Below are 21,168 nucleotides of genomic sequence, written 5' to 3'. Positions count from 1 at the left end.
ACAATAGCAAGAGTGAACCACCTGATCCCTTCCCGAACTCAGAAGTGAAACCTCTTTGCGCTGATGGTAGTGTGGGGTTACCCATGTGAGAGTAAGTCATCGCCAGCTCATTATTCGAAACACCCCCTGCATGAGCAGGGGGTGTTTTTTTGTGTATTTAAAATAATCAAGTTATTATTTAAATCTCAAGCTTTTCAAAAAATGATTGAGATATGTTCAAGTTTAGCTATTAAGATAGTTAGAATAGGACTAAGTGCTAGGTCTTTATTTAATAAATCCTGTGACAACTTTCTTAGGTGTTACTGGCATGATTTAGATATTAGAATAGAAATTGTTAGAGTAATTGATAAAGATAACTGATTATTTGCTGAGAGCAGTTCGGTATCGTTCAGATATTCATTAGCGAGTGAGTCTTTTCATAACATTTGGTGATTTCAGCGTCGTGGATATTCGTTTTAGTCGTTGGCCTAAAGCAGGTGTGTGGCAGAGAGTCTTTGAAGTGCTGTCACATGACAGTGACAATGAATAGCCATGTTCGACTCCACCATTGTGCTCATCAACACAGCGCTGGGGAAGAAATCAGGCGATCGGACGGAGGAAAGATAACTTAAGCACCAAAATGCGTGCTCATAATGATGTCTTAGGCAATCCAATAAAATTTTATCTTACTGTTGCTGGGCAAGTTCATGATTTAAATGTTGCTGATATATTGCTGGACTTATTATTCAGTCAAACTTAGCCCATAGGTAACCCCTAAAAGTCTAAAGATCGAATAATTGTTCCAATCCATAAAATTAATGCTTAAGGCGTGATACCCTCTAAAAATAACGCTATGAGTCAAGGTGATTATAAACCGATATCTTTATAAAGCACGATATTTGATCGGGAACTTTTTTTGCCAAGCTCAAGCAGTATCGTATTATTACCATACGTTATGATAAATTAGTTCAAAACTTTTTGTCAGCAATTTATCTTGCCTTAACAATAATTTGGCTTAATTGATGACAGATCATAGTTTCATAAATATAAATAGGATATAGCATTTAAAACCTAAATTTTAATTTTATATGCTGCAATATCAGTGCTAGCTTTTTTGGTTGCGTACAGTAGCTGACCCAGTAAAACTTCTTTGGAAGAAAGAATGACTATAAGCATTGGCTTTGTTGCACAAAGCTATTCTTGAGGGCTTCTTTAGCAATATAATTTCCAGATGAAGAAGCCTGCACCTAAAACTTACCGTACAACCAATTGGTCCTCGTATAACCAAGCTTTAATCAAGCGAGGAAATATTTCAATCTGGTTTGATCCTAAGACCCAATGGTATGCACAACCACAAGGCAAGCACGGACGAAATCAAACTTATTCCGATACAGCGATTCAATGCTGTTTAATGATCAAATCTCTATTCCGTCTTTCTTTACGTATGGTCACTGGCTTTGCTCAAAGCCTGATTAAACTCTGTGGCTGAGCAGCCCCGAATATCAGTGATATTCGTACTCCACCCTCTGTAGACGACAAAAGCATATTGATATTGCGATAAGCTATCAGAAAAGTCGTGATGGGTTACACCTACTCGTAGACTCTACGGGTTTAAAATTTTTAGGTGAAGGTGAATGGAAGCGTAAGAAACATCAGCCTGAATACCGTCGGCAATGGCGTAAACTGCATATTGGTATAGATGCTGAAACACTTCAAATACGTGCCGTTCAGCTTACGACAAATAATGTCAGTGATTCACAAGTACTAGGTGATTTACTGGATCAAATCCCACCAAATGAGCGAATAGATTCTGTCTATACCGATGGGGCGTACGACACGAAGTGCTGCAGACAAGTGATTTCAGATCGTCAAGCACATGCAGTAATTCCACCCAGGAAGAATGCCAAGCCCTGGAAAGATTCTAAAATCAGTTCAATAGAACGAAATGAGTTACTTCAAACGGTTAAGCATTTAGGCAGAACCCTATGGAAAAAATGGTCTGGTTATCACCGTCGAAGTTTGGTTGAAACCAAGATGCATTGCATCAAATTATTAGGAGATAAGCTGACGGCAAGACATTTTCAAAGTCAGGTCAATGAAGTTCATGCACGCATGGCAGTCTTGAATAAATTCACAGAATTAGGTCGCCCTCATACCCAAGTTGTCTCTTAAATTTGAGTAGCTTAAGGGAACTCAGCCTTTCAAACCTTTATGCAACAAAGCCGTTTTAAACTGATTCAAGCATTATGTTAAAGATAAATTAAATTACATTCTTCAGATCTTTTTTATGCTGTTTCACTTGTTGTGCATAACGTTTGCCTTGCTTACGCATTTTACGGTTTTTCTCATAGGCAGTCGGACCTACATTATAATAGCCCAGTGCTTTTTCTAAGCTGCCACTGGATTCATGATAACGAGAAAGAATATGGCTACCACATGAAATATTTATAGCTTCATTATATAAATCATCACCACAAGTCGCTTGCCAATATCTTGGCATAATTTGCATGAGGCCAACAGCTCCAGCATGTGAAGCCACTTGGCTACGATAAGTTGACTCCTGACGAATTACGGCTGCTACAAGTAATGGATCCAGACGATTTTTTTCTGCATTCTGAATAATCAAAGGTGAAACGCGAGTTGCGGTGGTTGCTGGAACACCGTAGGCTGTCTGAATTCCTTTAGACAGTTGAGCAGAACGTTTTTCTAAAGAATTGCCGCTAAGAGAAGAACAGGCACTAAAAAACACGGTACTTAGACCAAGCAGCCCAATTTTAAAAATTGTGCTATTGAATACTGGTAATAATAAGTTTTTTCTAACAGAAAATTTGCCTAACAACTTTCAGCTTCCATGTATTTTTAAAATTAAACTGATCTTAGGAAGATGTATAAAAATCGTCAAGAAATTATATGATTTGTTTACAAAGTCAAAGTAGATCTACTTGAATCATGGATGATTTATGAAGAGATGATCAAAGAAAAGCCGGTTGGAATAGATATTTATTTAAGGCTTTTCTTGGCGTTATGGATAAGATGAGGATCGACATCGATTAGGCTAGGTTTTTAAGCATCCAGACTTCACAGGCTTGACTATGGCCAGTGTCGCCTTCAGGCCGATCCAGATGCTCAAAACCTAAGTTCTCGTACAGCTTCACCGCTTGCCAAAGATTTTTGGTAGTTTCGAGATAAATCCGTTCAAATTTATGTTGTCGGGCAAAATCAAAGGCCAAATTCAAAATCTGTTTTGCAAAGCCATATCTACGAATGGCTGGTAGAAAATACATTTTCTGTATTTCTAGAATATTGTGGTCACCTTGTAGTGGAGCAATACCACCACCGCCATAAACCTGATCCTGTTCATCAACAATGACCCAATAGGCAGAATTTGGCTGTTGATATACGTCATACAGGTGATCCAGAATTGAATCACCTACAGCGAAACCGGACTCCGCTGCCAGACCAAACTCCATGGAAACGTCACGAATAATCTTGGCAATTTGAGCATTATCTTGAGGCTGAAGGGGACGAATAGAATACATAGCACATGACATAAAAGAAGATGGAATTTTTATAGTCCGAAAACTTTAAAAAATCCATCTTTTTCCTTCAATTTTTCTTCGATAAAGTTTTATTTTAGCTCACTCGAAGATTTACCCAGTTCGCGTCGAGCGATAATCAGTTGCTGAATCTGCTGGGTACCTTCAAAAATATCCAGAATCTTGGAATCACGTGCCCATTTTTCTAACAGTTCAGTTTCGTTATAGCCTACCGCAGCTGCCAATTCTACACATTTTAAGGTGATTTCATTCCCCATACGTCCAGCTTTGGCCTTTGCAATAGATGCTTCACGTGAATTCGGTTTATGATTATCTGCCATCCACGCCGCTTTGAGCATCAGCAAGCGCGCAGCTTCCCATTCTGCTTCCATACGATAGATTTGTGCAGCGATATTGGAGCTTTGTAAATAGGGCGTGACATAACTGGAATCCAGTTGATCCTTAAAAATTTCCTTGATACGTTCCAGCGAGGCTTTGGCACAGCCAATTGCCATGGCAGCGACCAATGGCCGGGTATTATCAAAGGTTTCCATTACACCGGCAAAGCCCTTGGCAACATCGATTTCTGCATGACCGAGCAAGTTTGCCGCAGGTACTCGACAATTGATCAGGCGAATCGTGGCAGTATCCGAAGCTTTAATTCCTAACTTATGTTCCAGTCGTTCAACCTTCATTCCGGGCGTACCTTTGGTCACCACAAATGATTTAATTGCCGATCGTCCCAGTTTTTTATCTAATGTTGCCCAGACCACAACCGCATCGGCACGTTCCCCAGAGGTCACAAAAATCTTCTCACCATTTAAAATATAGTCATCACCATCTTTGGTCGCAGTGGTGCGAATTGCAGCGGAATCTGAGCCGAAACCTGGTTCGGTAATCGCCATGGCTGCCCAAGTCCCATGAAAACGTTGTCGCTGTTCTTCATTTGCCACCGCTGCAATGGCTGAATTTCCTAAACCTTGACGTGGCATAGACAGCAATAAACCCGTATCGCCATAGCACATTTCAATAATACTCAGGGCAGTAGACATATTAATACCATTTTTATTGCTGCTGTCGGTCTCGCCCCGTTTATTCACTGCTGCGCCCGCATTCATACCTTCACTGCCTTGGTTCATACCATCTACGATGGAGGCCAGCATATCCAGCTCTTTAGGATAAGTGTGTTCAGCCTTATCATATTTACGCGAAATAGGGCGGAGTACATTGAGTGCAACTTCATGCGCTTGATCAATCAGGAGTCTGAATTTTTTTGGATTTTGTAGATTCATGATAGTTCTCTTTATTCTCCGATCAGGCATGTAGGCCAGAATGAACAATCGCAGTGGCTCTGAGGTCTCGATACCATCGTTCGACCGGGTGTTCTTTTGTAAAGCCATGACCACCCAAAATCTGCACGCCATCTGTACCGATTTTCATGGATTTTTCTGCGCAGAGTAAACGTGCCAGATAAGCTTCACGATGAAAAGGTTGGCCGGATTCAGCCAGACTGGCAGCATTGAAAATCAGCATCTGCATGGCATCAATTTCAATCGCCATATCGGCAATCATAAAAGCGACACTCTGACGATGGGAAATGGGCTCGCCAAAGGCAGTCCGTTCATTGGCATATTGTATGCAGTATTTTTTCATGGCCTCACAAGTACCGACGGCCATAGCACCCCACATCAAATTGCCTAAATCAACGAAAGTATGATAATCAAAATCATCATCACCCAAACGCTGCGCTGGTGTATTTTTAAATTGAAGTGTGACGCTTTCAGTTGCTTTTAGACCCATGGCAGGGGATTTTTTTGCAGTAATGCTATGGTCACGTTGTACCACAAAGACCTCAGGTGTTCCGTCTAGATCGGCACTGACCAGATAAAGATCCGCATTTTCTCCGAGCATGACCAAGGTCTTTTCACCACTAATCAGATAATGCGCCTGATGAGCAATCGCTTGAGTTTTTAGTTGATACGGATTAAATGCGGCGGTTTCTTCCTGTACCGCAAAGCTTGCTTTCAGCTCTGGATTTTCTGCGAAAGCACCAAGATATTTTGCCTGAATCTGCTCTGAACCCCAGCGGGTAATGGCATTGATCACACTAAAGCTAGACAGTAAACCGGCAGTCAAACTGAAATCTCCCCGAGCCAAATGTTGCGCAATTAAAATATTACTGACAATATTCTGTTCGGAGGCGACACCCCCTAACGCTTCAGGCAAGGCATAGAAATTCAGGCCGAGATCGGTGCTATATTGCCACAGTTCATGCGGAAATATTTCATGCTGATCGGCAGCATGCGCCAATGGATAAAGTACCTCTTGAGCAAATTTCTGCATCGCATCGCAGGTCAGTTGCTGTTCTGCAGACAGGTTTAGATCAAACAGTGCTTTAGATTGAGGGGGGAGACGCTGTTTTTGAATGTTCTGGCCAGATTTCAGGATTTTCTGGGTTTGACTCAGGGTTTTAAATCCTGCTTTGGAACTTTGATACAGGAATTTTTCTATAAATTTACGCAGCTTTAATTGATCTAATATTTCACTACCCGCAATTTTGGTCAGCATGGACAAGCCAAATCCTTGAGCTTTGTTCACCATATTATTCATTTTGATTATCCTATGGGTGTTGTCACGTTATTTTATTCATGCTGACATGCACGCCAAGAAAAAACCATGTCATCGCTGACATGAATGATTGACAATTTTTAAGTTATTAAAAGTTAACAAATGGTAAGCTAAGTTTATGAAAATATAATTAAAAACAAGAAGAGAGAAAATTATTTTTGAATAAAAATTGACCCGGATGACAAAATCATCCGGGTTTCTATGTAGCGTCTATTGGGGTATCAAAGGTGATTTTTGATCATGGCACGCATATTGGTTTTGGCATCAATCACGGTCATAAAGGTATATGCACCGATGAATTTACGGCTAATAAACATAAATTCCTTGGGTGGAACACTGAAATAACGTGAAGCCATAGATCTTGAAGCCTGTTGCATGACACGGCTATGCAATTGGCTTTTTTTCCAGTCATAACGATTATGTTGATCCATCACATTAGCTGGCAGCTCCTGATTATTCAACGGTGAGCTAAAAGCCTCAGTGGCCAGTAAAAAGACCTTGGCCATATCCGGCTTGATGCTTTGCGGAATTGAATCAAAAAACTCATAACCGGTCATGGCTTTGACCATCATGTCTGAGTCGTGATGATAACCGGCCTGAATCAGATTGCGCGCGACGCTGAGCAAATGCTGGTCAAACTGACGGATGGCACCAAAGTCGAGCAGGACAATCTTGTCAGGAATATCTTCGCCATTGCCCAGACGAACCAGATAATTCCCAAAGTTCGGATCGGTCTGCATTTCACCCCATTCAAAAATTTCACGTACGGCAATTTCTAACGATGCTTCACCCAACTGGTTGCGGCGTTCTTGTGGCAGAGACAACATTACTGGGCTATTGATCGGCACACCGCGTTCGAAAGTCATGCACAGCACGCGATCAGAGCAATACTCATCAATAATCATCGGCACGATATAGCGCGGATCGTCTTTTAAACGTGCCGCAAAACGCCGTGTGGTATCTGCTTCAATCTGATAGTCCACTTCACGATGCATCATCTCACGGACTTCATCGAACCACTGGTCGAACTCGCGGGTTTGCGGCACCAGACGCGTCAGTTTGAGCATGTTTTTAAATAGGCTCATATCTGAATCAATGGCTTCTGCCACACCGGGATACTGAATTTTTAAGACCAGTTCCATGCCATCAGATTTGCGGGTGGCGCGATGGACTTGGGCTAAAGATGCAGTGCCCAAAGGCTCATGATCAATGGTGAGATCATTCAGCTTTGCACCGAGCTGCTGCTGTAATTGTGTCTTGATCGCTGGCCAAGCCAGTGCCACGGTCTGGTTGTTGAGCGTATTTAAAGCCTGTGTGACTTCTTCTGGCAAAAAGTGTTCGCCATACAGCGCCATCATCTGGCCGATTTTAACGATTGAACCTTTGAGCTTACCAATTTCTGCAACCAGATAATCCGCCTGCTCTTTCATGGCCTTTTTACGTTTCTTTTCTTTTTCTTCTTCACTCGAAAATATGGAGCCTGCACTGGAAGCCGCCCAACGCGTGCCTGCCAGCAAGGATGCCTTTGCGATCGATAAGCGTCGATCCATAGAGGAGGTTTTCAGTTGTTTAAGCTTATCGTTCTGATCTGACATGTAAACTCAATCCTTTCATCATCAGCATGAAGCAGAATAAATCATTGTAGGGGATATTAGCGCTTCTGCACGTATTAAAAAAGTTTAAGCCGCTGAATTCATAGTAAAAGCTAGGCAAGCTTTCATTTATTCACCAGCCTGTATCAGTTTAGACAGGGCATTATGCCATTTGAAATTGGATTTTTAATTCAGATCGTTGTTGTAACTGTTGTTTATTTGTTTGAATATGTTGATGAATCAGGTGCTGGACACTGTCGTGCATAAAGCCCAAAGCATAGCCTTTTACAATCACAATACTTGGCAAACCAAAAAACAGATATTTGGCATCGTCCAGTGTGGCACTGCTAAATACACCATGCTGGATTAAAGTTGACTGCAAAAATACTTTTTCTTGCTGCACCTGACCGGAAACCTGGTCATTCCAGTAATTTTGGCGCATCGCCATAAGATTATTGTGCTTATAGCTCATAGGACCGGGCTCGTTTGAAGATTTAATTCGGATTATATGTGGGTGATAGGCTAGTTTTCAATTGCACAACTGTTTAATTTGCTGCCGGAGAAATACATAGGATTATTGCAAGGACTGCGTTAATATTCATGGATAATTTAAACAATATTGATTGTTAAACATTTATTGGAATTATACCAGTTTAGGTAAAGGGGATTTTATGCGTCTTGCATGGTTTTTGGTTGCAGTTTTTGCGGGTAGTGCAGTTCAGACTCAGGCTGCTGTAGGATATTCCAAGGAATATTCGCAGTGTATGAACTTTAGTTATGGTAATACCGCTAAAGCAGAGAAATGCCTAAAGAAAGAGCTGAAACTACACAACAAACGTCTGAAGAAAAGCTATAAAAATTATCTAAAGCTGAATCCGAATCAGACCGCGGCCATCCGCAGTCAGCATGTGCTTTGGGAACGTAAACTGTCGCAGCAATGTAATTTAAGAGTGTCTGGAAAATATGCCAAACAGCAACAAGGTCAATGTATGCTGGCCTTGATTATGGATCAGGCAAATCTTTATCAATCCCGCTCCTATGCACCAGGTTCACGATAAATCACCACATGAGGCATAGTTTGAATTGTCTGAACTTGCTCTGAAAAAACTAGAATGACAGGTTGAGGATTGGGTAAAAAAACACGAATTTTATCATTTTTATGAGCCTAGAGAATTCGTGTTTTTCATACTTTTAGCATTATAAAAGCAGGCAAAACAAGGTATCATAAGGCGTTTAAAAAAATGACCTTGGAGACGCCCTACGTGGATCGACCGACTATTAGCCCTGAACATATTCAGGAAGCCGCTGAAAACCTAAGCACAATTCGTGATTTTATCCGCTTTGGTGTGACAGCATTACGTCAATATGATGCGCACTTAGGCCAAGGTACAGAAGATTATTTTGCTGAAAGTTCAGCATTGGTATTACAAAGTATGTCATTGGAATGGAAAGCGGATGCTGAAATTCTCGAGGCAAAATTACTCCCAAGTGAAAAAGCTGAATTTTTAGGATTGTTGGAGCGCCGTATCAATGAGCGTATGCCAACTTCATATTTATTGAATTTAGCCTACTTTGACGATAAACCTTATTACGTGGATGAGCGTGTACTGATTCCACGTTCACCGATTGCTGAACTGATTCAAAATCGTTTTGCACCTTACTGTCTGGATGAAAATTATCAGGCGCGTGAAGGGGTAAACAATCTACCTGAAAATCCAGATCCAAAAATGCCTCGCCGTATTTTAGATATGTGTACAGGTTCAGGTTGTATCGCGATTGCTCTGGCTTATGCTTTTCCGGAAGCCGAAGTCGATGCCACTGATTTATCTAAGGATGCTTTAGAAGTAGCACAAATTAACTGTGAACATCATAACCAACAGTTTAATGTGGCCTTGCTTGAGTCTGACCTGTTTGAAAAAATTCCTGCTGAAAATCAATATGATTTAATCGTATCGAACCCACCATATGTGGATGCAGAAGATATGGCTGATCTTCCCGATGAGTTCCATCACGAACCTGAAATGGCATTGGCTGCGGGTCAGGATGGTTTGGACCTTGTACGTAAAATGTTGGCACAAGCTGCAGATTACCTGACTGAAGACGGTCTTATTGTCATTGAAGTCGGTAACTCGGAATGGGCGATGAAACAGAACTTCAATTCAGTCGATTTCTACTGGTTACAATTCCAGAAAGGTGGTTCAGGTATCTTTGCACTCACTGCACAGCAATGCCGTACTTACCGCGATTTATTCATTCAGTCTATTCAAGCATAAGGAGTCGTGTGACATGGCAGGTAATAGTATAGGGCAACTGTTCCGTGTGACGACTTGTGGTGAATCTCACGGTGTGGGCCTGATGGCCATCGTTGATGGGGTTCCACCGGGTATTGAGCTGTGTGAAGCCGATTTGCAAAAAGATTTGGACCGTCGTAAGCCGGGTACATCGAAATTTGCCACCCAGCGTAAAGAGCCGGATGAAGTAGAAATTATTTCTGGTGTGTTTGAGGGTAAAACCACTGGAACATCGATCGGGCTCTTGATTCGTAATACGGATCAGAAATCGAAAGATTATGGCAATATCGCGCAAACTTTCCGTCCGGGTCATGCAGACTATACCTATACCCAGAAGTACGGTTTCCGTGATTATCGTGGTGGTGGCCGCTCAAGCGCGCGTGAAACAGCGATGCGTGTGGCAGCGGGTGCCATTGCCAAGAAATTCCTGTTAGAGAAATTTGGCATTGAAATTCGTGGCCATGTCACACAAATTGGTACTGAAAAAGCAGAAAAACTGGACTGGAATGAAGTGCCAAATAATCCATTCTTCTGTGGTGATGCTGATGCCGTGCCACGTTTTGAAGCGCTCGTGACTTCACTACGTGAACAAGGCACCAGCTGCGGTGCAAAACTTGAAATTATTGCGTCTAAAGTACCTGTGGGTTGGGGTGAACCGGTCTTCGATCGTTTAGATGCAGATATTGCGCATGCCATGATGTCGATTAACGCGGTCAAAGGCGTTGAAATTGGCGATGGTTTTAGCGTCGCTGAGCAATTTGGTCATGAAACACGTGATGAGTTAACAACAGACGGTTTTCTGGCAAACCATGCCGGTGGTATTTTAGGCGGTATTTCTAGTGGTCAGGACATTCGTGTCGCGATTGCACTGAAACCAACGGCTTCAATCACTACTCCGGGTAAAACCATTAATATCGATCGTGAAGATACAGACGTGTTGACCAAAGGCCGTCATGATCCTTGCGTGGGCGTGCGTGCGACACCAATTGCAGAAGCGATGCTGGCGATTGTGCTAATGGATCACTTTATGCGTCATCGTGCGCAAAATGCCGATGTAGTTACGCCTTTTGAGCCGATTGAACCAAAATAATTCGCTTTTCATCTGAAGCGGATACGATTAGAGTCGGACTTCGGTCTGGCTTTTTTTATATTTATATAATGAAAAATAACAATATTCGCTTGGCAAAAACTACAGATATCCAGAACATTGTTGTATTGATCAATACAGCTTATCGTTCCAATCGTGGCTGGACACATGAACATAAGATGGTTGCTGGTCAACGGATTAATTGTGATCAGGTAATGATTCTCTTGGCACAGACTAATGTTAAGCTTTTTGTATTAGAGAATCATGATCAGATCATTGGCTGTATTGGGCTGACTGAATTCGATGACTCTATCGAAATTGGAAGTTTTGCCATTGATCCAGACCAACAAAACTCGGGTTATGGAAAGCAGTTACTAGATTTTGCCGAGTTTTATATTATTGATACGTATCAGAAGAAAGTGATTCGAATGTCAGTATTGAATGTCCGTACAGAATTGATTGCTTATTATCAGCGCCGTGGCTATCTATTGACTGAAAAAATTGAAGCATATCCACTAGATCAAAATGTCGGAGAGCCTTTGATTCCGTTACATTTACTGATTTTAGAAAAAATGATCAGATCAATATAATGAGTTGATGAAAATTCAAGCATTTTACTTCTTAAATTAATTGGTGAAACAGCCACTAAATATGCTAGTTTTTGTGCACCGTCTAAAGGGTATTGAAAAATAGACGGGAAACAGACCAGGATGGCACATGCTGCAAATTATTTTAACTTCTTTATTTCCTCTTATTGGCTTGATCAGCTTTGGCTATCTGCTTAAGCATGGGCAATGGTTGAGTGAAGACTTTTGGCGCGGTGCAGAAAAGTTAAATTATTATGCACTGTTTCCAGTGATGTTATTTTTAAATCTGGCCACTGCCAAGATTCAGATGAATGTGATTCAGGATGTGGTACTGGTGGTATTTAGTATCATGATCGTGGTCAGTATCGCACTGTATATGTTGCGCCATATGTACCAGATATCTTATGCGCGTTTTGGCGTCTATGTTCAGGGTTTGTTGCGCTTCAATACCTATATCGGACTTGCTGCGGTCAGTAGCTTATTTCATCAGCAGGGCATGACCATCTTCGCTGTGATCATGGTGTTGTGTATTCCTTTGGTGAATATCTTGTCGGTGCTGGCATTTACCCGCAGTCACGATATGCAGCTGAAAAAAATCATTCTGGATTTATCTAAAAATCCATTAATTTTAGGCTGTATTGTGGGTGGTGTGTTTAATCTTTCCGGTTTGGCACTCTGGGCCGGAGCAGAGCAATTTCTTAAACAGATTGCACTATGCAGTTTGCCACTCGGTCTGATGTGTGTAGGAGCAGCCTTAAAGTTTCAGGGCTTTCAGCGAGATGTATTGCCACTCAGTCTGATGACCTTTGGTCGCCTGTTTGGAATGCCGCTGATTGCATTTTTAGTCTGTAAAATTTTCCAGATTGATGCATTCACCACGCAAGTATTGGTATTGTTCTTTGCCTTACCTACCGCCTCAGCGTCTTATGTGTTAACCCGGGTATATGGCGGCGATAGCCAGTTAATGGCGAGCATTATTAGTGTACAAACCGTCGTAGCGGCGGGAAGCTTAATATTGGTACTTTCCTGGATTATTTAAAATTCCTTGATTCTCAAATAGATGATATAAGAACTAAATCCTGAATTTAAACTCTCTATGCTTTGAACCATTAAAATAGCCTAAGCAATAAAGGTTCTATTTAAGCGCCAAAATCAAATCAATCCTAAAATCTTATAAAGTTTAGAATCTGTTGTATCTCGCTGAATAGAGCAAAAGTGAAATCTAAAAATTTGGTAGATGGGCAATATCAGTCAGCAGCAATAACTCAGTTTAATTCGGAACAGTAATTACAAATTGATTCACGTGAACTCACATAAATAAAAACTGTCTTATTGAATAAAATGGTATATAAATTGCTCATGATAATAAAACATTATTGCAGGAGAGAAATGCTTCTGCATTCGCCGAAGGAGCAAGTTCCCAGGAAACTCTCAGGCAAAAGGACTGTGATAATGGATAAAAACTCTGGAGAGAAGTGTTCAATCACTCACCGAAGGGGAAGGTGCTCGCATTGATGTGCAATGCAGCGACCGAAGCTCTCAGGTACACATGACAGATGGGAAAAGACATCAATATAATCAAGGAGGTGTCTATGCGTCATGTCGTGGTGATTGGGGCGGGTATTACTGGGGTAACCACAGCGTATGAGCTTGCTTTGGCAGGCTATCAGGTGACTGTGATAGATCGACATCTCTATCCGGCCATGGAAACTTCTTTTGCCAATGGCGGCCAGCTTTCAGCCTGCAATGCCGAAGTATGGAACCAGAAAGCTACGGTACTCAAAGGTATCAAATGGATGTCTCAAAAAACTGCACCACTTTTGCTCAATCCTTCTTTTAGTGTGCATAAATATAGTTGGCTCATGGAATTTTTGGGAAATATCAAACATTATGAAGCCAATACCCGAGAGACTGTACGTTTGGCTTTATTGGCCAGAGCACGTTTGTATGAAATTGCCCAAACAGAACAGATTGATTTTGATCTGGAAAAACGCGGCATTTTACATTTTTATCATAACAAGACGGATTACGATGTCGCGATCAAGGTCAATGACCTGTTGTGTAGCGGCGGACTGGAGCGCAATGCCATTTCCAATGCGGAAATCAAGCAGATCGAACCTGCATTAACAGGCGATTACTATGCCGGATTTTACTGCCAGAGCGATGCGACCGGAGATATTCATAAATTCAGTACAGGACTGGCCAAAGCCTGCATGCAAAAAGGCGTGAAATTTGAATTTGGCCAAGATGTCTTTGCCGTCGATCATCAGGCTCAACATATTCGGGTGAAATGCAAACCCAGTACTGAAAATGTACATCATTCTACAGATGACATTCTGGAAATTAATGCAGATGCCATTGTGGTGTGTGCGGGTGTGGGCAGTTATCAATTGGCCGAGATTTTAGAGGAACGAGTCAATGTTTATCCGGTCAAAGGTTATTCAATTACCGTGCAGCTGAATGATGAACAGAGCCAAAACAATGCACCATGGGTCAGCTTGCTCGATGAAAGTGCCAAAATTGTCTTGTCACGTCTGGGTAAGGATCGTTTACGAGTCGCAGGAACCGCCGAGTTTAATGGCTATAACCGGGATATTCGTGCAGACCGGATTCAACCACTGATTGACTGGAGCAATCGTAACTTTGATCTGTGTACCGAGCATGTCGTACCTTGGGCTGGCTTACGCCCGATGATGCCAAATATGATGCCTGTGGTGCGCCGTGGTAAACATGAGCGGGTATTTTATAATACCGGCCATGGTCATCTGGGCTGGACCTTGTCGGCTGCAACGGCTGCACTGATTAGCAAGGAAATTGCTCAATACTATCCTGCTTAAATTGATGGCCCGCATGCGGGCTATTTTTTACATCAAATTTCTCATTTTATATAAGGTTAAGTTTTTAATATTTTTTAAATTGAATCAATCATATAAGCGATAAACCCCAGTAAAACGTTCACAACCTTTTTGCTGAGTGTTGACGGCTAGAATCGCTTTACTATAGTTAAACTCATAGCGGCAGTCATTTTCATTATCCATGATCTGTTCTTTTGCTGCAGGCGTGGTATAGGCTAAAAATGGAACAGTCTGCGTTTCGGCCCGGTTATTGGGATTGCGATAGGCCAGACCTTCAATCTTGATACGGTCTTTAGTCAGTTGATGAATCTTGATATGCACAGGCTGTTTGGCCATTTGTCCCTGCTCGAACTTAATATAATGCTGAGTTAGGCTTTGATTCAGTGAAATATAGATATTTAAATCATCGAGGCGCCATTCAAACTGCTGTTTAAAACAGTCCAGCGTTTTGCATTGCTGTAACCGATTTGCCCATAACTGTTGGGTGTCTTGCAATAAGCGAACGGGGGCATCAGTAATTAAAAAAGCGGTCAAGTATTGGTCAGCGAGTTTTTCCCGAGCTTCGGACAGCGCTACTGAGCAGACTTTATTCATGGCCGCTGTTTTTTTGCTGTCGTTGTTACAGTCGAGTGGGTTCGCTGAACTACCCGCAGATATCATCCCCAGGCCGAGCATCAGGCCAATTATTTTCAACATATTTATATCAGTTTTCAGTAGCATGATCGCTTATACTTTCACTGTGTTACGCTTGGTCTAACTATAGCGAAATAGAAAGCAAGTGTACAAGATTTCAATGGGCTATTTCTAAAGGATGTATAAGGTGATCGCACAAATTCGTATTGGTCAGGGTCTGGATGTGCACGCATTTGAAGAGGGTGAGTTTGTCACTTTGGCCGGCATTCAAATTCCGCATACGCACGGTCTGAAAGCACATTCGGATGGTGATGTGATTCTGCATGCACTCTGTGATGCATTGTTGGGCGCGTTGGCACTTGGAGATATTGGCCAGCATTTTCCGGATACCGATCCGGATTTTAAAGGTGCGGATAGCCGGGTATTGTTGAAGCAGGTTTATCAGTTAATTCTGGATCGTGGCTATCAGCTGAACAATGCTGATATTACCGTCGCCTGTGAACGTCCAAAACTGGCGAAACACAATCTGGCCATGCGTCAAAGTATCGCGGATGTGCTCAATGTCGATGTCACTCAAATCAGTATTAAAGCCACTACCACTGAGCAGCTCGGTTTTACCGGTCGTCAGGAAGGTATTTTATCTATGGCAACCGTGCTGTTGAGCCATAATAAATAGGCTCAGACAAAATAATTTGGATTAATCAGGGATCGTTCCAGTTCCTGGGTTGCTTTACGGCCTTGCAGCTGTAGGGCAACTGCATGCATGAGACCTGTCCAGGTTTCATTCGGTTCCCAGATTTGATGCAAATGTTCATGCGCCGTAGGAAGATCCACGTCCATATAGTATTGACGATATAAATACATGAGACAGCTGACATGATAGTTTTGTGAACAGTGTACCCAGACCATCTGTTCCTTAATCAGGTGATTGATCAGCTCGAGTACCAGTAAACATTGATTGTCTGAAGGGGTTTCCCATGAAATCGGTAACTGGATATAGTTCAGGCCCAGCTCAAGGCAAATTTTATCTTCATGTGGCAGATATTGGTCGTTATCTGTTAATGCTACATTGATGACCGTAGACACACCGTATTCTTTAATCAGCTGCAGCTGCTCAGTTGTCGGTTGACCGGATGTAAATAAATGGTCATGTATAAACTGAAAATTATCAATCTGGCTTAATGCTGTTTCAATATCATTCATCAGATAAAATTTCCTTGTTCAGAAATGCAAACGCCATCTTGGCGATGGCGTTTGTCAGATCATTTAACGATTAGCTAAAGTATCTTTTAATGCCTCATGCATGTCGAGTAAGACTTTTTCAGTCGTTTCCCAGTCGATACAGCCATCAGTGACTGATTGGCCATACTCCATATCACAAAGGTTCGTAGGAATGTCCTGACGACCGCCTTTAAGATGACTTTCTACCATAATACCAACAATTGACTTGTTTCCATCAAGAATTTGTTCGGAAATATTTTTGAGTACAAGCGGTTGCAGGTACGGGTCTTTGTTTGAGTTGGCATGGCTGGCATCAATCATGATTTTGGTGCTGACTTTGGCCTTGGCTAATGCGGCTTCCGCATCTGCGACCGAGCCGGCATCATAGTTAGGCTTGCCATTACCGCCACGCAGTACCACGTGGGCATACGGGTTGCCTGAAGTACGGATCACAGCGACCTGACCTTGATCATTTAGACCCAGGAAGCTATGACCATGTCTCACTGATTGCATCGCATTGGTGGCAACAGTCAAACCGCCATCAGTCCCATTTTTAAAACCGACCGGTGACGAAAGGCCTGAAGACATTTCACGGTGGGTTTGGCTCTCGGTAGTACGTGCACCGATGGCTGACCATGAAATCAGGTCTTGGTAATATTGCGGCGAGTTCGGATCAAGTGCTTCTGTGGCACATGGCAGCCCCATTTCATTCAGTTCAAGCAACAGCTTGCGACCGATACGCAGACCTTTTTCGATATTGAACGAGTCGTTCATATCCGGATCGTTGATCAGGCCTTTCCAGCCCACTGTGGTACGTGGTTTTTCAAAATAAACCCGCATCACGATGTATAAGCTGTCTTTAACTTTTTCGCTTAACGCTTTTAAGCGTTCAGCATATTCGTGGGCAGCCGCAGGATCATGAATAGAACAGGGGCCGATGACAACGAACAGGCGTTTGTCTTCACCATCCAGGATTTTACGAATCGTTTCACGACCATGCAGTACGGTTTGATAAGCAGTTTCAGTCAAAGGTAATTCTGCTTTAAGCTCAGCAGGGGTTACCAAAGGAATCATGCTGTGGATATTCACGTCATCAATATCTGATGCTGAAATGGGATTTGACTGTTGTGTATTCATTGCCGTCACTGGTTCGATCATACAAAAGGTTGTTTAATAGCCCGAATATAACATGAATGATGCGTCACTTTGTTATAAAAAAGATGAATACTTCTTTGAAAAAAAAGTGATGAATCGCATAGTTAAATTAAACGGACTGGGAATTCTGGCTCATGACTACCATCGCTGTTTCGGCAGGTTGAGCCGGTTTTGATTTTACAGGGTTAAGCATGAAATTCAGGCCGAGCCCAAATAAGGTAATGCCTAAAATTTTGCGAATCAGTTTTTCTGGCATCCGTGAACTGAGTAAAGTGCCGACAATAATCGCTGGAATAGAACCCACCAATAACCACATGAGCAGCATGAAATCGACATTGCCTGATGACATATGCCCCAAGCCTGCAACCAGCGTCAGTAACACCGCATGCACCACGTCTGAGCCAATGATACGAATCATCGGCAGATTCGGAAACATCACCACTAAAGCCATGATGCCAAATGCACCTGCACCGACTGAAGATAAGGTGACAAAAATACCCAAGATAACGCCCATAATCATGATGGCGATGCGCTTTTCCTTGGCTTGCAGTTTTACTTTTTCCAGATCCTGCGTCATATCTGGCAGTTCTTGTTTTCGGTATTTGTTGAAAAGATTTTCGATCTGGGTGCGAAACAGAATAGACAAGCCGGTAATGGTCAGCATAAAGCCCAATACCATGGTCAGGACGGCCTTGTAATGTGTCGATTGGCTTAAATAGTTGTCGAGTACCCAATGCGTGGCAAAAGATGCTGGAATACTGCCTACTGCCAGCCAGATCACAATTGGCCAGACAATATTCATTTTTTTGGCATGCACAAAAGAACCGCAGAATTTTGAAATCGCGGCATAGAGCAGATCCGTACCAATTGCAATGTGGGGTTCAATCCGGAATAGGCTGATCAGAATGGGTGTCATCAATGAGCCACCACCGACACCGGTTACTCCAACACAAAAACCTACCAACACACCTGCTAAAATAAACTCAATCGGACCAAACATGCATATATGCCAAAATCAAAAAACGTGGATATCTTATGACTTTTGGATATAAGTCGTTGTCTTGATTATTGATTTACTTATGCATAAAAAAGATAAAGCACTGGGCTTAAAATTAAATGAAGTTTCATGTTCATCCTCTCTATAGAAAATAACGTGAAAGACCGGTCACTTATTTTAAAGGACACTTTGATCTGCCTGAAAATGAAGATGAATCAGGAAAACCACTTCAATAGAAAAAATCATCAGGGAAGATCAGACGTCGGCTAAGTAATTCTAAAGCATACCTTTCTTAAAATATAAGATGCTCACTGCTTATTCAGGCATAAACCCAGCTTTATGTTAGAATTACGATTAAATACAGTTCAATACGGATCTGAGAGGGAACTCACTTGCTAAATCGAAAACTAAAAATTGGAATCGTGGTCGGTGAGGTCTCTGGAGATACGCTTGGCGCAAAGTTGATTCGCCGTTTTCGTGAGCAAGGGATTGATGCCGAATTTGAAGGCATCGGTGGTCCACAAATGATCGCAGAAGGCTTTAAAAGCTATTATCCGATGGATGTTTTATCGGTGATGGGCATTGTTGAAGTTCTCAAGGATATTAAAAAACTCTTTGCTGTACGTGATGGGCTGGTCGAAACTTGGACTAAAAACCCTGTCGATATTTTTATTGGTATAGATGCACCTGATTTTAACCTGCGCCTGTCGAAAACCATTAAACAAAAACAGTTGCCGATGAAGACCGTGCAATATGTCAGTCCTTCCGTCTGGGCATGGCGTCAGGGACGTGTGCATGGTATTAAGGCCAACATTGATCTTGTGCTGTGTTTATTCCCATTCGAAAAAACCTTCTTTAAAAAATGGGATGTGCCAGCCGCTTTTGTTGGTCATCCTCTGGCCAGTCAGTTGCCGCTTGAAAATCCGATTATCGATGCTAAACAAGAACTGAATCTTGATCCGAATCAGAAGCATATTGCACTATTACCGGGAAGTCGCCGCGGTGAGATTGAACGTTTGGGGCCTTTGGTTCTGGATGCAGCCAAGATTCTGCATCAGAAATATCCGGACTATACTTTCCTGATTCCGGCAATTAATGAGGCGCGCAAGCAACAGATAGAACGCTTGCTGGCGACTTATCCTGAAAGTCTAAAGGTTCAAATCCGCTTAATGGAAAACAGCGGTACCGAGTCAAAAATCGGCCGTCAGGTCATGAATGCCTCCAATATTATTGCGCTGGCGTCAGGTACTGCGACATTGGAAGCGATGTTATTACATCGTCCGATGGTGACTTTCTATAAACTGAATTGGTTGACTTATCATGTGGTGAAATTTCTCATCAAAATTCCTTATTATTCGCTACCAAATATCATTGCCGGCAAAAAAGTCATTCAGGAGCTGATTCAAGCCGATGCTACGCCTGAAAAGCTGGCGGCTGAAATTGAAAAACTGATGAATATTGAAACTGCACAAATTCAGGTGATGCAGCATATCACCATGCATAAGCAGCTATTGTCTGGTAATAGCGAAGACCCGGTCAAAGCCGTGCTCGCGCTAATCCAGTAATTTGACATTATTGTTCTGACAATTCAGCCGGTACTGGGTGGGCGTCTGTTCAAACTGTTTTTTAAAACTTTGACTGAAGGCCGTCTCGGATGAATAACCAACGCCATGTGCGATCTGCTGAATGCTAAATCCGCTATTTCGCAAATATTGTGCCGCCAGCCGAAGGCGATGCTGTTGCAAATAAGCCAGTGGCGGCTCACCGACAATCTGGGTAAAGAGCTGGGCAAATTTGGAACGTGACATATGACATTGCTCAGCCAGACTTTCTACGGTCCAGAACTGCTCAGGTTTGCCATGAATTGCAGCGAGTGCATTGGACAGTTCCGGATGCGAGAGCGCATTCAGCCAGCTCGAGGAATTTTCCAGATTTAAAATATAATCTCGCACACATTCAATCAGTAAAATACTGACCAGATGATCCAGAATCTTGTCACGTCCCGGCCGCATCTGCTGGGTTTCCAGCGCCAGAAACTGTAAACCGACCTGTAACCATTCCGGTGCGGTGTCGCCCAGAATATGCTGAATATGCAGGTATTTAGGTAAGGCACTTAGCAGAGGCTTTGCCATCTGCATATCCAGGCTGGAACGAATAGCCAGTATGAAACTATGCTCCGCCGAATTTTCCCGATTGAGATCAACACATTGCTGTGCATTGCTCTGAAAATAAGGATTAATCGCATGGTGCTCAGAAAAATCGGCATTGTCTGGGCAGGAAACATGATGGGCGGAACCAGCGGGTAATAGCACCAGATCACCTTGTTGTAGCTCGAGCAGATCACCATTCATGAACTTTAATTGCGCCTGTCCTTGTAATAGGATATAGGCCAACATAAAGGGTTCATGCTGATAGTCAAAGCCGCCCGGATGAAACACATTCAGATAAAGATATTCTGATTTTTCCAGATGAATATCATCAAAAATTTTACTTAAAGCATCCATGCCTAACTCTATTCTTCTGTTTTATTTCATTTAATTGACTATAAATTTTTTAACTTTGTGATTTTAGGCCAGAATTTGGCAGCATGTGCCAAAGACGCTGACA

General features: G+C 42.3%; 19 protein-coding genes, 1 rRNA gene, 3 pseudogenes and 1 riboswitch. Of the genes and pseudogenes, 11 read left to right on the top strand and 12 right to left on the bottom strand.

Features of this window, described 5'->3' with window-relative positions; genetic code table 11:
• Both rrf and FTU87_RS15280 read left to right on the top strand, forming a co-directional pair.
• Positions 1-108 (top strand): 5S ribosomal RNA (rrf, locus tag FTU87_RS02955); the annotation flags it as partial.
• A gap of 798 nt (positions 109-906) precedes the next feature.
• Positions 907-1,002: pseudogene (locus FTU87_RS15280) on the top strand (IS5/IS1182 family transposase); the annotation flags it as partial.
• A gap of 48 nt (positions 1,003-1,050) precedes the next feature.
• Here the strand turns inward: FTU87_RS15280 and FTU87_RS15275 are convergent.
• Positions 1,051-1,158, bottom strand: a pseudogene (locus FTU87_RS15275) (roadblock/LC7 domain-containing protein); the annotation flags it as partial.
• Between the two features lie 52 nt (positions 1,159-1,210).
• Here FTU87_RS15275 and FTU87_RS02945 point away from each other — a divergent pair.
• Positions 1,211-2,151: pseudogene (locus FTU87_RS02945) on the top strand (IS5 family transposase).
• 88 nt (positions 2,152-2,239) lie between these two features.
• On the opposite strand, the gene FTU87_RS02940 reads toward FTU87_RS02945, so the two are convergent.
• From FTU87_RS02940 to FTU87_RS02915, 6 genes are all read right to left on the bottom strand, one after another.
• Positions 2,240-2,818: a transglycosylase SLT domain-containing protein gene (locus FTU87_RS02940; protein WP_180096654.1), complete on the bottom strand. Its 579-nt coding sequence runs from the start codon at positions 2,816-2,818 to the stop codon at positions 2,240-2,242.
• Positions 2,819-3,029: 211 nt separating this feature from the next.
• Positions 3,030-3,518 carry a GNAT family N-acetyltransferase gene (locus FTU87_RS02935; protein WP_034608493.1) on the bottom strand — a complete coding sequence of 163 codons (489 nt, stop codon included), beginning with the start codon at positions 3,516-3,518 and terminating at the stop codon, positions 3,030-3,032.
• 89 nt (positions 3,519-3,607) lie between these two features.
• Positions 3,608-4,807, bottom strand: coding sequence for an acyl-CoA dehydrogenase family protein (locus tag FTU87_RS02930; RefSeq protein WP_005097053.1), 1,200 nt, complete (start codon positions 4,805-4,807; stop codon positions 3,608-3,610).
• Positions 4,808-4,829: 22 nt separating this feature from the next.
• Positions 4,830-6,125 carry an acyl-CoA dehydrogenase family protein gene (locus tag FTU87_RS02925; RefSeq protein WP_180096653.1) on the bottom strand — a complete coding sequence of 432 codons (1,296 nt, stop codon included), beginning with the start codon at positions 6,123-6,125 and terminating at the stop codon, positions 4,830-4,832.
• A 239-nt stretch (positions 6,126-6,364) separates the two neighbouring features.
• Complete coding sequence (locus FTU87_RS02920) at positions 6,365-7,738, bottom strand: AarF/ABC1/UbiB kinase family protein (protein WP_180096652.1); 1,374 nt, start codon at positions 7,736-7,738, stop codon at positions 6,365-6,367.
• Positions 7,739-7,898: 160 nt separating this feature from the next.
• Positions 7,899-8,207, bottom strand: a complete 309-nt coding sequence (locus FTU87_RS02915; protein ID WP_005097049.1) for a hypothetical protein — start codon at positions 8,205-8,207, stop codon at positions 7,899-7,901.
• Positions 8,208-8,406: 199 nt separating this feature from the next.
• Here FTU87_RS02915 and FTU87_RS02910 point away from each other — a divergent pair, with 199 nt between their 5' ends.
• The 6 genes from FTU87_RS02910 to FTU87_RS02885 all read left to right on the top strand — a co-directional run bounded on the left by FTU87_RS02910 (position 8,407) and on the right by FTU87_RS02885 (position 14,537).
• Positions 8,407-8,793 (top strand): hypothetical protein, encoded by a 387-nt coding sequence (locus tag FTU87_RS02910; RefSeq protein WP_005097047.1) that lies wholly within the window; start codon positions 8,407-8,409, stop codon positions 8,791-8,793.
• 204 nt (positions 8,794-8,997) lie between these two features.
• The gene (gene prmB / locus FTU87_RS02905) at positions 8,998-10,008 is read left to right on the top strand and encodes a 50S ribosomal protein L3 N(5)-glutamine methyltransferase (protein ID WP_034609000.1); all 1,011 of its coding nucleotides are present in this window, start codon (positions 8,998-9,000) and stop codon (positions 10,006-10,008) included.
• 13 nt (positions 10,009-10,021) lie between these two features.
• Positions 10,022-11,116: a chorismate synthase gene (aroC, locus tag FTU87_RS02900; RefSeq protein WP_074382718.1), complete on the top strand. Its 1,095-nt coding sequence runs from the start codon at positions 10,022-10,024 to the stop codon at positions 11,114-11,116.
• 68 nt (positions 11,117-11,184) lie between these two features.
• Positions 11,185-11,703, top strand: coding sequence for a GNAT family N-acetyltransferase (locus FTU87_RS02895; protein WP_074382719.1), 519 nt, complete (start codon positions 11,185-11,187; stop codon positions 11,701-11,703).
• Between the two features lie 127 nt (positions 11,704-11,830).
• Positions 11,831-12,739 carry an AEC family transporter gene (locus FTU87_RS02890; RefSeq protein ID WP_180072756.1) on the top strand — a complete coding sequence of 303 codons (909 nt, stop codon included), beginning with the start codon at positions 11,831-11,833 and terminating at the stop codon, positions 12,737-12,739.
• Between the two features lie 330 nt (positions 12,740-13,069).
• A riboswitch (glycine riboswitch) is annotated at positions 13,070-13,157 on the top strand.
• A 135-nt stretch (positions 13,158-13,292) separates the two neighbouring features.
• Positions 13,293-14,537, top strand: coding sequence for a D-amino acid dehydrogenase (locus tag FTU87_RS02885; protein WP_074382721.1), 1,245 nt, complete (start codon positions 13,293-13,295; stop codon positions 14,535-14,537).
• Positions 14,538-14,621: 84 nt separating this feature from the next.
• Here the strand turns inward: FTU87_RS02885 and FTU87_RS02880 are convergent, their stop codons facing one another.
• Positions 14,622-15,275, bottom strand: coding sequence for a hypothetical protein (locus FTU87_RS02880; RefSeq protein WP_005097039.1), 654 nt, complete (start codon positions 15,273-15,275; stop codon positions 14,622-14,624).
• 100 nt (positions 15,276-15,375) lie between these two features.
• Here FTU87_RS02880 and ispF point away from each other — a divergent pair, with 100 nt between their 5' ends.
• Entirely contained in the window at positions 15,376-15,864 is a 489-nt protein-coding gene (gene ispF / locus FTU87_RS02875) for a 2-C-methyl-D-erythritol 2,4-cyclodiphosphate synthase (RefSeq protein WP_005170695.1), read from the top strand.
• 2 nt (positions 15,865-15,866) lie between these two features.
• Here the strand turns inward: ispF and FTU87_RS02870 are convergent, their stop codons facing one another.
• From FTU87_RS02870 to FTU87_RS02860, 3 genes are all read right to left on the bottom strand, one after another.
• Entirely contained in the window at positions 15,867-16,391 is a 525-nt protein-coding gene (locus FTU87_RS02870) for a protein tyrosine phosphatase family protein (protein ID WP_100535153.1), read from the bottom strand.
• 63 nt (positions 16,392-16,454) lie between these two features.
• Complete coding sequence (locus tag FTU87_RS02865) at positions 16,455-17,546, bottom strand: 3-deoxy-7-phosphoheptulonate synthase (RefSeq protein WP_180096651.1); 1,092 nt, start codon at positions 17,544-17,546, stop codon at positions 16,455-16,457.
• Between the two features lie 127 nt (positions 17,547-17,673).
• Complete coding sequence (locus tag FTU87_RS02860; RefSeq protein ID WP_005097034.1) at positions 17,674-18,564, bottom strand: sulfite exporter TauE/SafE family protein; 891 nt, start codon at positions 18,562-18,564, stop codon at positions 17,674-17,676.
• Between the two features lie 389 nt (positions 18,565-18,953).
• Here FTU87_RS02860 and lpxB point away from each other — a divergent pair, with 389 nt between their 5' ends.
• On the top strand, positions 18,954-20,126 hold the full coding sequence (gene lpxB, locus FTU87_RS02855) for a lipid-A-disaccharide synthase (RefSeq protein WP_180096650.1): 1,173 nt from the start codon (positions 18,954-18,956) through the stop codon (positions 20,124-20,126).
• On the opposite strand, the gene FTU87_RS02850 is transcribed toward lpxB, so the two are convergent.
• A complete protein-coding gene (locus FTU87_RS02850) occupies positions 20,115-21,065 on the bottom strand; it encodes an AraC family transcriptional regulator (RefSeq protein ID WP_100328572.1) in 951 nt (316 codons plus the stop codon). The genes lpxB and FTU87_RS02850 overlap by 12 nt on opposite strands.
• Positions 21,066-21,168 lie beyond the last annotated feature (103 nt).

The sequence above is a fragment of the Acinetobacter sp. YH12156 genome (assembly GCF_013418235.1).
In the GTDB taxonomy this organism is placed as follows: domain Bacteria; phylum Pseudomonadota; class Gammaproteobacteria; order Pseudomonadales; family Moraxellaceae; genus Acinetobacter; species Acinetobacter pseudolwoffii.
The sequence above is the reverse complement of the archived record's forward strand: the minus strand, read 5'-3'. Positions and strand labels throughout refer to the sequence as shown.

Coding starts and splice junctions, on each gene's coding strand:
- FTU87_RS02930 (WP_005097053.1), bottom strand. CDS start 4,807: ATGAATCTACAAAATCCAAAAAAATTCAGACTCCTGATTGATCAAGCG.
- FTU87_RS02870 (WP_100535153.1), bottom strand. CDS start 16,391: ATGAATGATATTGAAACAGCATTAAGCCAGATTGATAATTTTCAGTTT.
- FTU87_RS02885 (WP_074382721.1), top strand. CDS start 13,293: ATGCGTCATGTCGTGGTGATTGGGGCGGGTATTACTGGGGTAACCACA.
- FTU87_RS02925 (WP_180096653.1), bottom strand. CDS start 6,125: ATGAATAATATGGTGAACAAAGCTCAAGGATTTGGCTTGTCCATGCTG.
- FTU87_RS02860 (WP_005097034.1), bottom strand. CDS start 18,564: ATGTTTGGTCCGATTGAGTTTATTTTAGCAGGTGTGTTGGTAGGTTTT.
- FTU87_RS02915 (WP_005097049.1), bottom strand. CDS start 8,207: ATGAGCTATAAGCACAATAATCTTATGGCGATGCGCCAAAATTACTGG.
- FTU87_RS02865 (WP_180096651.1), bottom strand. CDS start 17,546: ATGAATACACAACAGTCAAATCCCATTTCAGCATCAGATATTGATGAC.
- FTU87_RS02920 (WP_180096652.1), bottom strand. CDS start 7,738: ATGTCAGATCAGAACGATAAGCTTAAACAACTGAAAACCTCCTCTATG.
- FTU87_RS02880 (WP_005097039.1), bottom strand. CDS start 15,275: ATGCTACTGAAAACTGATATAAATATGTTGAAAATAATTGGCCTGATG.
- FTU87_RS02910 (WP_005097047.1), top strand. CDS start 8,407: ATGCGTCTTGCATGGTTTTTGGTTGCAGTTTTTGCGGGTAGTGCAGTT.
- FTU87_RS02890 (WP_180072756.1), top strand. CDS start 11,831: ATGCTGCAAATTATTTTAACTTCTTTATTTCCTCTTATTGGCTTGATC.
- aroC (WP_074382718.1), top strand. CDS start 10,022: ATGGCAGGTAATAGTATAGGGCAACTGTTCCGTGTGACGACTTGTGGT.
- FTU87_RS02850 (WP_100328572.1), bottom strand. CDS start 21,065: ATGGATGCTTTAAGTAAAATTTTTGATGATATTCATCTGGAAAAATCA.
- FTU87_RS02895 (WP_074382719.1), top strand. CDS start 11,185: ATGAAAAATAACAATATTCGCTTGGCAAAAACTACAGATATCCAGAAC.
- FTU87_RS02935 (WP_034608493.1), bottom strand. CDS start 3,518: ATGTATTCTATTCGTCCCCTTCAGCCTCAAGATAATGCTCAAATTGCC.